This window comes from Streptomyces sp. NPDC048507, from assembly GCF_043199995.1.
GTDB lineage: Bacteria > Actinomycetota > Actinomycetes > Streptomycetales > Streptomycetaceae > Streptomyces.
In genome coordinates, this window is record NZ_JBICWZ010000024.1 from 51,413 (window position 1) to 63,211 (window position 11,799).

An 11,799-nucleotide genomic window follows, 5' to 3' on the forward strand; every position below is an offset into this window, starting at 1 on the left:
GGAGCGCGCTTCATGGACGAGTCCCGGTCACCCGGCCGCACCGGACGGCCGCGCGGACCCTCCGCAGGTGGCCCGGAGCCTGATGCCCTCTTCGGCCTGGACGACCTCCCGGGCGGCCCCGGCCAGGCCCGGCCCGGGGCCGCTGCCCGGCCCGTCGGTCCCTCGTTCCGCGACTCCCCGTGCGCCCGGCGCCTGCTGTCCGTACGGGAGATCCACGCCGAGCCCGCGGCAGCGGCGTCGCCCCGCGGCCGGCAGGTCCTCGCCCGCTTCCCGCAGGCCCGCGTCGTCGAGGTCGACTCGCACTGGCGCATCCCGGAGCTGCACGGCAACGAGGGGAGCCTCGACCGCTGGGTGCGGATCAAGAGCGAGGTCCTGGTCCTGGGCGAGAAGAAGACACTGGCCACCCGGCCGAACGGCAGGTCCGCCGACTGGATCGCCCCCGGTCCGGCGAACGGCTGCGCGATGGCCTGTGCGTACTGCTACGTACCGCGCCGCAAGGGCTACGCCAACCCGATCACCGTCTTCACGAACATCGAGCAGATCACCGCGCACCTCGACCGGCACATCACCCGCCAGGGCCCCAAGCGGGAGCCCAACCAGTGCGACCCGAGCGCCTGGGTCTACGACATCGGCGAGAACAGCGACTGCTCCGTGGACGCCCTCATCAGTGACAACGTCGCCGATCTGGTGCACGCGTTCGCCCGCCGCCCCACCGCCAAGGCGTCCTTCGCCACCAAGTACGTCAACCCCGATCTCTTGCTGCTCGATCCGCGCGGGCGCACCCGCGTACGGTTCTCCGTCATGCCGCCGCAGGATTCCCGGCTGCTCGACATCCGCACGAGCCCCGTCGAGGAGCGCATCGCGGCGGCCGCCGACTTCCTGGAGGCCGGCTACGAGGTCCACTTCAACCTCTCCCCCGTCGTCATCCGGCCGGGATGGGAGCGGGACTGGGGGCTGCTGCTGCGCCACCTGGACGACGTCCTGCCGCCGGCGGTCAAGGAGCAGGCCGCTGCGGAGGTGATCATGCTGACCCACAACCGGGACCTGCACGAGCTGAACCTGGCCTGGCATCCGCGCGCCGAGGACACGCTCTGGCGCCCGGAGCTCCAGCAGGCCAAACGCTCCGAGAACGGCAGCTGGAACGTCCGGTACCGCAACGCCGAGAAGGCGCGGGCCGTCGACACCCTCCGCGGCCTGGTCGCCGCCCGTGCCCCCTGGCTGCGCATCCGCTACGCCTTCTGACGGGCCGCGTACGGCGGTGTGCGGGGAGCCTTGGTTGGGCGGCGGCGGCCTGGGCAGGCGGGCAGGCATCCCGCGTCATCCCGACGAATCGGAGCAGCGTCGTGACCTCGGCCGCCCAGAACCAGCAGAGCGCCTCCGCATCCGGTCCCTATGTGCGGGCCGCGGACTACGTCGCCGCAGCACTGATCTTCCTGCAGGACAATCTGCTGCTGCGTGAGCCGCTGCGCCCCGAACACGTCAAACCCCGGCTCCTGGGGCACTGGGGAACCTGTCCCGGCATCACCCGGGTCTACGCCGCGCTCAACGGTCTCGTACGGGAACGGGGCGCGGACGTCCTGCTGGTGGTCGGGCCGGGCCACGGTGGGCCGGCCGTCCATGCCGGCCTGTGGCTGGAGGGCACGCACGAGGACCAGGACCCCGCACTGGCCAGGACCGGTGCCGGTCTGCGCGAACTGGCCCGCCGGTACTGTGCGCCGGACGGCTTCCCCAGCCACCTCTCCCCCGCCGTGCCGGGCACCCTCCACGAGGGTGGTGAGCTGGGATACGGGCTGGCGACCGCCTTCGGCGCCGCGCTGGACGCGCCGGACCGGGTCGTGGCCTGCATCGTCGGTGACGGTGAGGCGGAGACGGGTCCGGCCGCCGGGTCCTGGCACTCGCCCAAGTACCTCGACCCGGTGACCGGTGGTGCGGTGCTGCCCGTCCTGCATCTCAACGGATACAAGATCTCCTCGCCGACGGTCTTCGCGACGATGACGGACGACGAGCTCGTTTCCCTCTTCCGTGGCTACGGCTGGGATCCGCGCATCGTGGACGTCGGCGGCGAGCCGCCCGGTGACCCGCTGGGCGCCGCGGTCCTCGACGCGCACGGGGCCATCCGCGGCATCCAGCGGCGCGCCCGCGGCGGTGCGGCGCCGGCCCGCCCCGCCTGGCCCATGATCGTGCTGCGCAGCCTCAAGGGGCAGGGGGCCCCGGCCGAGGTCGAGGGCAAGGTGATCGAAGGCAGCTTCCACGCCCATCAGGTGCCCCTCCCCGAGGTTCGGGAGGATCCGCGTCAGCTGGCGGCCCTGGAGGGCTGGCTGCGCTCCTACCGGCCGGCCGAGCTGTTCGACGCCGAGGGGCGGCCCGCTCCGGAGGTTCTCGCCGCAATCCCGGAAGCCGGAGCCCGCCTCGGTGCCCAGCCCGCGGCGAACGGCGGTCTGCTGCGCCGCCGGCTGCCGTTGCCGCCCCTCGCACCGCATGCGGTGGCGGTGGACAAGGGCCACGGGTCGGCGACCGCGAGCCCGACCCGGGTCCTCGGCGGCTGGCTGGCCGGCCTCATGGAGGCGACGGCGGACCGGCGGGACTTCCGTATCGTCTCCCCCGACGAGCTGGCCTCCAACAAACTCGACGCCGTCCTGGCCGCCACCGGCCGTGCCTACTCCTGGCCGGTCGACGAGTACGCCGAGGACCTGGCCCCGGACGGCCGGGTGATGGAGGTGCTCTCCGAGCACAACTGCCAGGGCTGGCTCCAGGGGTACCTGCTCTCCGGCCGTCATGGACTCTTCCCCACGTACGAGGCGTTCGCCGCGGTCGTCGACAGCATGGCCAACCAGCACGCGAAGTGGCTGAAGATGTCCCGGGAGGTCCCCTGGCGGGCGCCGGTCAGCAGCCTCACCTACCTGCTCAGCAGCGAGGGCTGGCGACAGGAGCACAACGGGTACAGCCACCAGGGCCCCGGCTTCATCAGCAACCTGCTGAACCGCAAGGCCACCGTCACCGGCGTCTACCTGCCGCCCGACGCCAACACCCTGCTCGTCACGATGGAACGGCTCCTGGACGAGACGGGGAAGATCAACGCCGTGGTGGCCGGCAAGCACGACGCCGCCCAATGGCTCGGCCTCGACGCGGCCCGCGAGCACTGCCGGGCCGGCGCCTCGCAGTGGACCTGGGCGAGCACCGCCGACGGCGAGGACCCCGAAGTCGTCCTGGCGTGCGCCGGCGGCATCCCCACCGTCGAATCCCTGGCGGCCGCCGAGCTGCTGCGCCGTGATCTGCCCGAGGCCCGGATCCGCTTCGTCAACGTCATCGACCTGTGCGCCCTCGCCCCGCCGGACCGCCACCCTCACGGCCTGCCGGACGAGCGGTTCAGCGCCCTGTTCGGGCGGGAGACACCGGTCGTGTTCGACTTCCACGGCTATCCCTCGGCCGTCCACCAGCTCCTCCACGGCCGGCCCCGCCCCGACCGGTTCCATGTCCGCGGGTACGTGGAGGAGGGCACGACCACCACCCCGTACGACCTCCTCGCCCTCAACGGCACCAGCCGTCATGACCTCGCCGCCACGGTCCTGGCCCATGCCGAGCCGCACTCCGGCCGGAGCCGGCAGCTCGCCGAGCGGTACACGGCCCACCGCGACGCGCTGCGCCGCGAGCTGCGCCGCACCGGCGTGGACCCGGCCGAGATCACCGACTGGAGGTGGACGGGATGACCGGCAACGTCCTGGTGACCGACGCCGGCTCCGCCAGCCTCCACCTCGCGATCGTCGACGCGCACGAGAACGTGGAGCTGCGGCAGGCCGCGAGGCTCCTGGAGCGCCGCCCCGCGGAGCTGCAGCTGCTCCCCACCCACCTCGGCGGCGGCTGCTCCGCCTGCGCGGTCCGCGGCGGCACGAGCGTGGACACCCCCATGGGGATGACGCCCTCCGAAGACGGGGGTGACGGTCGGTCAGGTCTGGGGCGGACGGTTCGGTGCGGCGGCTTGGACGTACCAGCGGCCGTTGATGTGGTGGGTGTGCAGGGGCCGGCCGAAGCAGTCGCTCATGGCCTCGTCGGTGAGCACCTCGGTGGGAGTGCCGTGGTGGGTGATGTGCCCGTCGCGGACGAGCAGGGCGTGGGTGGTGGTCGCGGGAACCTCCTCCAGGTGGTGGGTGACGGTGACGGTGGCCAGGGCGGGGCGGGTGCGGGCGAGGTTTTCCAGTGCGGTGATCAGGTCCTCGCGCGCGGGCAGGTCGAGGCCGCCGAAGGGCTCGTCGAGCAGGAGGAGGGCGGGGTCGGCCATCAGGGCGCGGGCGATGCGTACCCGTGCGCGTTCGCCCTGGGAGCAGACTCGGATCGGGCGGTCGAGGAGGTCCTCGCAGCCGAGCAGGGCGAGCAGAGCGCGGGCCTTGGTGCGGGCCGGTCCGTCGTACTCGTTCCACAGGGGCTGGATGGTGCCGCTCTTGCCGGTCAGGACGACCGTCAGCGCGGTGGCGCCTTCGGAGTCCAGGAGGCGCTGGGCCGTGGTGACCAGGCCGATGTGGCGGCGCAGTTCGCGCAGGTCGACGGTGCCGAGACGGTGGCCGAGCACATCGGCGGTGCCGTTGGTGGGGTGGCGGGTGCAGGCGAGCAGGGAGAGCAGGGTGCTCTTGCCCGCGCCGTTGCGGCCGAGGACCGTCCAGTGCTGTCCGTAGTCGATGTGCCAGTCGGCGCCGGTCAGCAGGACCCGGCCGCCGGCGCGGACTTCGGCTCGTTGCAGGCGGACGGCGGGCCGGGCGGGGTCGGGTGTCAGCCTCGGGGTGGACGGCGGCGTGTTCACGGGGTGGGTGCTCCTTGCGGGGGATGGGAGTCTTCACGGCGTGGGTCCGGGACGTACGGGGACGGCGGCGTGGTGTGCGGCGCCTGGTCGTATGCCGTCCGCGGCGCGACCGGGTCCGGCGTTCGCCGGGCGCCGGGAGGTGCGCTCCTGCTGGGGCGCGTCGTGGATCCCGGGAGCGCCCGGTATGGCGATGGCCGGGCCCGGAGCGGGTCGGTAGCCGGTGTCACCGCGGTGGTACCGGGTGACGGCCACCGTGAACACGAGAGCGGCGGTGATCAGGAGGATAGCGCCCGCCGGGACCAGGCCGTGAGATCCGTAGCGCCCCGTACGGCCGTCCGACGGGGCCCTGCGTCGCCGGCTGGCCACGGCCCTGCGCAAGCGGCTCGCCGCTTCGCCGACGGCCCGTCAGCAGGTTGGTCACCGCCGTCTCAGTAGACGAAGAGGCTCCTGCGTGCCAGCTGCTCGGCCTCCATCGCCGTGATGGCCGCACGGCAGGCATCGACGAACTTCCAGAACTCCGCGGTGGTGGTGGAGGCACGGTTGGCCGCACCGGAAAAGTTGCCGAAGAGGCTCTGACGCAGTTCGGTGGTGATCTCCAGCTGGCCGCCGCCTTCGCCCGTCAGGGTGCGATTGCAGATGTTCTCGGGCAGATCGCCGTTGAGGTCCTCCGGGTTGCCGCCCAGAACCTGGAAGCCCGCGGCGGCCAGCTTCGTCGCAAGCAGCTGACGGAACCGGGCGTTGAGCCCGCCGACCACGACCGCCTTGGGCTGGCCTGCGGGCGCCCCGGCCTGGGAAGCGGTGCAGCCGTGCAGGCTGAGTACGTTCGCGCTGCCGGCCGCCATGGACCGTGCGATCGAGTCGTCGCAGTGCGAGGCGGTGACGTGCAGGTCGCTGTTGTTGGTGGCGCGCATGCCCTCGAGCATCCAGTAGTCGTACACCGGGCTGCCCACCGCGACCGGGGCGAGGGTGTCGGGGCGGTAGCCCGATATGCCCAGGCACAGCTCGGACGTACCCATCTCGATGCCGCCGCCATGGATGGCCAGCACGGTGGTCAGACGGGGAAGGGGGGTGGCGGGCTTGTCGTTGTCGAAGGCTTCGTGCCGCGGCGGCCGGGGTTGCGGCCAGACCGGTGAGGAGCGGGCCGCCCGCGGCCGCGGCCACGAGGGAAGTGAGGACGGTCCTGCGACTGGCGTGGGGCTGGGACATCGTTCTTCCTTCGGTGCTGTGCGGACTGGTTCACGACGGTGCGGGGCCCGCGTCGAGCAGGCCTTCGCCGAGAATGTTCCCCGTGCAGAACAATGACGAGATCGGTGAACACACGGGTGAGGCGAGATTGTCCGCCGCGGAGGCTGAGGAGCTCTTCAGTCTGATGAGCGACCTGGGGGCGCTGATGGTCTCGGTGAAGGTCGAGGCCGAAACTCCCGTAGCCGGGGCGGCCGTTCGGCTCGCCGAACGGATCCGTACACGACTCGGGCAACCGGACTGTCGCATCCAGGACGACAACGACGGCGCAGACGCAGTACTGGGACCGGTCAGCGGGTGCTCCGACGATCCCGGCTCCGTGTTGAGAGCTGCGATGACCGCTCTGGGAGGCATCTGGGGAGACGTCACCGTCACGACGAACAGCTCGGGACCGGTGCACTACGTCATCCGCGCCGCCGAACAGAGCCCGCAGGGTGACGGGCCCACGCGGATTCATCTCTGGGCAGCCAGTGGATGGGCGCTCGTCCGCTCCATCGAGAATCTCTCCTGACCGCCGAGTCGGCGCCCGGCGGCGTGCGCCGGCGGTGACGTGAACGGGCCGGGCTCCGGGCGGTCGTGGGGTTCAGGGGCGGGTCGTGAGGCGGGCGACGGCCTTGTCGTAGCGGGTCTGGAGTTCCGCGTCCGGCGATACGCGCAGCAGGGCGCCGAGGGCCCGTACCGCGCCGTCCTCGTAGCCGGAGGACTCCGCCTCCCGGGCCGCCAGCTGGAGTTGGCCGATGCCCTCGGGCTCGTACCCGAGGCCCAGCAGGGCTTCGCCCCGCACCATGAGCAGCAGTACGCGGGGGATGTCGGCCGTGTCCGACCGGTCGTCGAAGGCCAGTGCCGCGGTGGCGGTGTCGAGGGCCGGGCGCCATGTCCCGGCGTCGGCCCAATGCCGGGCCAGGTGCTGCATGGCCAGCCTTTCCATGGTCCGGTCACCGGCCGCGCGCGCCAGCTCCACCGCCCGCTCGCATCCCCGTGCGGCCTCGTCCAGGCCGCCGAGCGCCGCTTGTGCCTGGGCCAGGACGATCAGGGCGTTCGCCTCGGCCACCGCGTCGCCGGCGCGGGAGGCGAGCGCGGAGGCGGCCGCCAGGTGGGTCAGTGCCTCCGCGATGCGGCCCTCCTCGATCAGCACCCAGCCCAGTACGTTCAGCACCCGTGACTCGCCGTGCTGGTCGCCGTCGGCCCGGGCCGCTTCGAGCCCGGTCTCCAGGAGCGGGGCCCAGCCGTCGCGGACCCGCCACACGATCAGCGGCCACATGGCCAGGACGATCCGCCAGGTCCTGGCGTGCAGTCCGGCGGCCCGCGCCGCGGCCACCGCGAGGGTGAGGTCGTCCCGCTCGGCCGTGTACCAGGCCACGGCGGCGGAGCGGTCTGCGAGGTGGCGTACCGCGGCGGGCGGCAGGTGGTCCGCCGGCAGCGGGAAGCAGTACTCGTTGCCGGGCTCTGCGGCCGCCACGGCCGCCAGGGCCGTGGCGACGTAGTGGTCGAGCACGCGCTTCAGCGCCTCCGGACCGCCGTCCAGGCCGCGTGCGTAGAGCCGTACGAGATCGTGCATCGTCCAGCGGCCGGGCGCCGTCTCCGTGACGAGGTGCGCGACGGCCAGCCGTTCCAGCGCGCTCTCGGCGGCCGCCGGGTCCGTGCCCGCCAGGGCCGCGGCCGCGTACCGGTCGACGTGGGTGCCGGGATGGCGGCCGAGATGGGCGAACTGGCGCGAGACCTGCGGCGGGAGCTGTTGCAGCGTCACGCGCAGCGCCGCCCGCACGCCGGTGTCCTCCACGTCCAGCAGGCTCAGCCTACGCGTCTCGTCGGACAGCTCGGCGGCCATCGCGCCCAGCGACCAGTCGGGCCGCCCGGCCAGCCGGGCGGCCGCCACGCGCAGTGCGAGGGGCAGCCCGTCGCACAGTTCGGCCAGCCGTCGCGCGGCCTCCGGCTCGGCGCGCACCCGCTCCGTGCCGAGCACCTCGGCGAGGAGCAGCGTGCCCTCCTCGGGCCCGAGGACGTCGACGGCGACGGGCCGGGCGGTGTCGGTGACGATCAGCCCCGGCAGCCGGTTCCGGCTGGTGACGACGGTGACGCAGGCGCGGCCGCCCGGCAGGAGCGGCCTGACCTGCTCGGAGTCCCGTGCGTTGTCGAGCACCACGAGGAGCCGGCGGCCGGCGGCGAGGGAGCGGAACAGGGCGGCCGCCCCGTTCGCCGACTCCGGGATGCGGCCGAGCGGCACACCGAGCGCGAGGAGGAACTCGCGCAGCACTTCCATGAGGGCCGGCTCGCCCGTGTCGCCGAAGCCGCGCAGGTCGGCGTAGAGGCGACCGTCGGGAAACCCGCTTCGGCCGTGGTGGGCCCAGTGCAGCACGAGGGCCGTCTTCCCGACGCCGGCGGGCCCGATGACCAGGCAGACGGGTGCTTCGCCCTCGGCGGCCCGGGACAGCGCGCCGAGCTCCGCCGTCCGTCCGTGGAAGCCGCGGGGGGCGCGCGGCAGCAGGTCGGGCGCGTGCGTCAACGTGACGGCGGCCGGGCCGCCGGCGGGGCGGGGAACGTCGGTCGCGGCGGTCCGGCGGGGGCGCCCCAGGCTCGCGGCGTGCTCCAGTTCGCGGGCACCGGCCGCCTCCAGGCCCAGGGCCGCGGCCAGCGCCCGTACGGTGCGGCGCTGCGGCCCCCGGGAGTGTCCGCGCTCCATGTACGACAGCGCCCGCACGCTCACTCCGGCGGCGTGCGCCAGCTCCTCCTGGCTCAGCCCCGCCCCCTTGCGCAGCGCGTGCAGCAGCGCGCCGAAGCCGCCGGTGGCCGGTGTACCGGTGTCCATGTCTGGAAAGTCCCCTGGTCAATGCGGCCCAGCCACAACGCCGTACCTCGCCCGCAAAAGTATGCCCGAGATTATTTTTGCGGGTGGACGGTGGAGGGGCCGTGGCGCCGCAGCCCAGGCCGTACCCGTGGCGACTCCACCGGCAAAACTACGGTCCGGCGCGCTTCTGCGGGTGGGGATGCGGCGGACCGGCCGTCAGACGGGGTCGGTCGCGAACAGTTCGAGGTGGGAGCAGTGCGGGCAGCGGTACGCCTCTATGCGGCGCCGGGGCCGGCCCAGGCGTTTGGCACCGCCGAACAGGCCGCGTTCCAGCGGGCCGGCGATCCACCGGGCGTATCCCCGGGCGCCCTCTCCCGCGTCCTCGACGAAACCCGGCTCCAGGCCGGCACCACCGCAGTACGTACATCTCATCGCGTCCACCGGGCGAGTGTACGAGCCTCCCGCGGACCCGCCCCACCCCCTGGATGGGGGCCCGCGTCATGCCGGTTCGCGGACGTCGCGCCCCTCGCGTTCCGCATGGGGGACACGATCCTCACCCATTGCTCCCTGAAGGTAGTGTCGTCCGGTCGCGGACGGTGATCGAACCGTCCGCTCGAACCAGGGGATACCGAGATGACCGATCTGAATGCGCTGCGGGCGAGCCTCGCCTCGGGCGAGCACGAGTTCGCCGACACGCTGGCCTTCGTCGCCGCGCACTACGCGTACCAGCCGCAGGCGTTCCGCAACGGGGACCTGGCCAATGCCGCGGGCGAGAACGAGGGGTCCTGCAAGACGCTCGGACTGGCCCTGCTGGAAGGACTGAGCGACCAGGAGGCGCTGCTGGCGTTCGGTGAGCACTACCGCGACGTGCTGGCGACGCCGGACGGCACCGATCACGCCAACATCCGCAACCTCGTGGCCCACGGCCTGGCCGGGGTGAGCTTCGCCGGACAGCCGCTGGCCCGCACGGCCTGACGGAGGGCTGCCCGAGGGGTGCCGAAGGGCTGCGGGGGCCGGGGCAGGGGGCGGCGCGCGGTGGGTCCCCGGCTCAGGGCGCGGTGGCTTCCCAGGCCGCGCCGATCATCCGGAAGACCTCGTCCACCGTGGCGGCCGGATCGTCGGCCCGGCAGGCCAGCGCGTAGGCGTCGATGGTGAAGCGGGCGGTCGCCCGGCAGGCCGTCACGCTCCGGGACAGGTGCGGGTCGGCGGCCAGGGCGGCTGCCAGTGCCTGCGCGTGCCGCAGGCCCATCGACTCCTCGTACTCCCGCAGCGCCGGCGATCCTTCGATCATGCGCCGGACGGGGGCACTGCCCTGAGCCGTGCAGTGCCGCACCAGACCGTGGACCTCGTGGCGCAGCGCCGGGATGACCGGCTCGTGCGCGGGCCGGTCGGTGACCGCCCGCGTGAGGCGCTGCTCGAAGTCCTGATCGCGCTCGAACACCAGGGCCTCTTTCGAGGCGAAGTGGGCGAAGACGGTGGTGACGGCCACGTCGGCCCCGGCTGCCACGTCACGGATTCCCACGGCGTCGTAGCCGCGCTCCAGGAAGAGCCGCAGCGCGGTGTCGGCGATCTTCTGACGGGTCGCGGCCTTCTTGCGTTCGCGGCGTCCGGGCGGCTCGGTCATGCGCCGACCCTATCAGGTATGAGTACGTAACCGTTGTGAAACCCTAACCGTTATGCCTATCGTCGTCCGCATGAGGAAAATCAGCTTTGCCGAGTTCGGCGGCCCCGAGGTCCTGCGGTTGGTGGAAGCCGAGGAGCCCCGCGCGAGCCCCGGCCGGATACGCATCGCCGTACGGGCGGCGGGTGTCAACCCCGTGGACTGGCGGATCCGGGAGGGCCAGGTCCTCGGCGCCCATCCGGTCCGGCTGCCCGCCGGGGTCGGACTGGACGCCGCCGGGGTGGTGGACGAGGTCGGCGAGGGGGTGCAGGGGGTCGAGGCCGGCGACCGCGTGTTCGGCGAGGGCGTCGACACGTACGCCGAGTTCGCCGTGCTGTCGGCCTGGGCCCGGATGCCGGAGGGACTGACCTTCGAGGAGGCGGCCGGGTACCCGTCGGTGGTGGAGACCGCGCTGCGCGTCATCCGGGAGGTCGGCGTACGGCCCGGCCAGACGCTGCTGGTCAGCGGCGCGTCCGGCGGCGTCGGCTCGGCGGTGCTGCAGATCGCCCGCGCGCGCGGCATCAGGGTGATCGGCACGGCCGGGGCCGCGAACCAGGACTACCTGCGCGGCCTGGGCGCCCTCGCCACGACCTACGGCGAAGGCTGGGCCGACCGGGTGCGGCTCCTGGGGCGAATCGACGCGGCCCTCGACCTGGCGGGCTCGGGCGTGATCCGCGAACTCGTCGGGCTGACCGGGGACCCGGGCAAGGTCGTCTCGATCGCCGACCTCGGTGCGCCGCAGCTGGGCGTCCGCTTCTCCGGCGCGGCCGGGAGCGTGCCGGACGCGCTCGCCGAGGCCGTCGACCTCATCTCCCGGGGCGCGCTCCACATCCCGGTCGAGAAGACGTACCCGCTCGCCGAGGCGGCGGCGGCGCACGCCGACAGCCGCACCGGCCACGCCCGGGGGCGCCGGGTCCTGGCCGTCTGACGGGATGCGCGACCGGCGCCCGGTACGACGCCGCACGCGGCGGGGCCCGGACCGCGCCGTAGCGGTCCGGGCCCCGCCCCGTGCGGTGTCGCCACGCGGCGGCGCGTCAGCTCTGCGCGGTGTCGTCGCCCGTCGGCGCGGCGCCTTCGGCCAGGCCGGCCTTCTCGCGCATCTTGCGCACCAGCTCCGCCTTCTGGTCGGCGGCACCCTGCCGGTCGCGGTTGCGGTGCGGACCGTTGTTCTGCCGTTCCGCGCGGGAGAGCTTCTTGCGCTGACCGCCGCCCTGGCCCACGGGATTGTTGATGTTCTTGCTGTCGGTCACGGGTTCTCCCCGGTCGTGATGTGAAGTGATCTGCGGACTCATGGGTGGGGGACGGTCGCGGCGACGCGGA

11 protein-coding genes and 1 pseudogene are annotated in these 11,799 nt (G+C 73.4%); 6 read left to right on the plus strand and 6 right to left on the minus strand.

What is annotated here, in order from left to right; genetic code table 11:
- Positions 1 to 12: 12 nt before the first annotated feature.
- The 3 genes and pseudogenes from ACGFXC_RS34875 to ACGFXC_RS34885 all read left to right on the plus strand — a co-directional run.
- Positions 13 to 1,242: a spore photoproduct lyase family protein gene (locus ACGFXC_RS34875; protein WP_393718927.1), complete on the plus strand. Its 1,230-nt coding sequence runs from the start codon at positions 13 to 15 to the stop codon at positions 1,240 to 1,242.
- Between the two features lie 101 nt (positions 1,243 to 1,343).
- Positions 1,344 to 3,707 carry a phosphoketolase gene (locus ACGFXC_RS34880; RefSeq protein WP_393718928.1) on the plus strand — a complete coding sequence of 788 codons (2,364 nt, stop codon included), beginning with the start codon at positions 1,344 to 1,346 and terminating at the stop codon, positions 3,705 to 3,707.
- Positions 3,704 to 3,922: pseudogene (locus tag ACGFXC_RS34885) on the plus strand (hypothetical protein); the annotation flags it as partial. The gene ACGFXC_RS34880 and the pseudogene ACGFXC_RS34885, both read left to right, overlap by 4 nt.
- A gap of 21 nt (positions 3,923 to 3,943) precedes the next feature.
- Here the strand turns inward: ACGFXC_RS34885 and ACGFXC_RS34890 are convergent.
- Together ACGFXC_RS34890 and ACGFXC_RS34895 are read right to left on the minus strand one after the other, a co-directional pair.
- Positions 3,944 to 4,792 (minus strand): ABC transporter ATP-binding protein, encoded by an 849-nt coding sequence (locus tag ACGFXC_RS34890; RefSeq protein WP_393718929.1) that lies wholly within the window; start codon positions 4,790 to 4,792, stop codon positions 3,944 to 3,946.
- Positions 4,793 to 5,220: 428 nt separating this feature from the next.
- Positions 5,221 to 5,838 (minus strand): poly-gamma-glutamate hydrolase family protein, encoded by a 618-nt coding sequence (locus ACGFXC_RS34895; protein WP_393718930.1) that lies wholly within the window; start codon positions 5,836 to 5,838, stop codon positions 5,221 to 5,223.
- A 242-nt stretch (positions 5,839 to 6,080) separates the two neighbouring features.
- On the opposite strand from ACGFXC_RS34895, the gene ACGFXC_RS34900 reads away from it, so the two are divergent.
- Positions 6,081 to 6,545 carry a hypothetical protein gene (locus tag ACGFXC_RS34900; RefSeq protein WP_393718931.1) on the plus strand — a complete coding sequence of 155 codons (465 nt, stop codon included), beginning with the start codon at positions 6,081 to 6,083 and terminating at the stop codon, positions 6,543 to 6,545.
- A gap of 72 nt (positions 6,546 to 6,617) precedes the next feature.
- Here ACGFXC_RS34900 and ACGFXC_RS34905 read toward each other — a convergent pair whose 3' ends face one another.
- Together ACGFXC_RS34905 and ACGFXC_RS34910 are read right to left on the minus strand one after the other, a co-directional pair.
- Entirely contained in the window at positions 6,618 to 8,840 is a 2,223-nt protein-coding gene (locus tag ACGFXC_RS34905; RefSeq protein WP_393718932.1) for a helix-turn-helix domain-containing protein, read from the minus strand.
- Positions 8,841 to 9,035: 195 nt separating this feature from the next.
- Complete coding sequence (locus ACGFXC_RS34910) at positions 9,036 to 9,251, minus strand: hypothetical protein (RefSeq protein ID WP_393718958.1); 216 nt, start codon at positions 9,249 to 9,251, stop codon at positions 9,036 to 9,038.
- 201 nt (positions 9,252 to 9,452) lie between these two features.
- On the opposite strand from ACGFXC_RS34910, the gene ACGFXC_RS34915 reads away from it, so the two are divergent.
- Positions 9,453 to 9,794, plus strand: coding sequence for a HopJ type III effector protein (locus tag ACGFXC_RS34915; RefSeq protein WP_393718933.1), 342 nt, complete (start codon positions 9,453 to 9,455; stop codon positions 9,792 to 9,794).
- A 73-nt stretch (positions 9,795 to 9,867) separates the two neighbouring features.
- Here ACGFXC_RS34915 and ACGFXC_RS34920 read toward each other — a convergent pair whose 3' ends face one another.
- Positions 9,868 to 10,443 (minus strand): TetR/AcrR family transcriptional regulator, encoded by a 576-nt coding sequence (locus ACGFXC_RS34920; protein ID WP_393718934.1) that lies wholly within the window; start codon positions 10,441 to 10,443, stop codon positions 9,868 to 9,870.
- Between the two features lie 70 nt (positions 10,444 to 10,513).
- Between ACGFXC_RS34920 and ACGFXC_RS34925 the strand changes: the two genes are divergently transcribed.
- On the plus strand, positions 10,514 to 11,407 hold the full coding sequence (locus ACGFXC_RS34925) for an NADP-dependent oxidoreductase (RefSeq protein ID WP_393718935.1): 894 nt from the start codon (positions 10,514 to 10,516) through the stop codon (positions 11,405 to 11,407).
- Between the two features lie 106 nt (positions 11,408 to 11,513).
- Here ACGFXC_RS34925 and ACGFXC_RS34930 read toward each other — a convergent pair whose 3' ends face one another.
- Positions 11,514 to 11,729 (minus strand): DUF6243 family protein, encoded by a 216-nt coding sequence (locus ACGFXC_RS34930; protein WP_393718936.1) that lies wholly within the window; start codon positions 11,727 to 11,729, stop codon positions 11,514 to 11,516.
- Positions 11,730 to 11,799 lie beyond the last annotated feature (70 nt).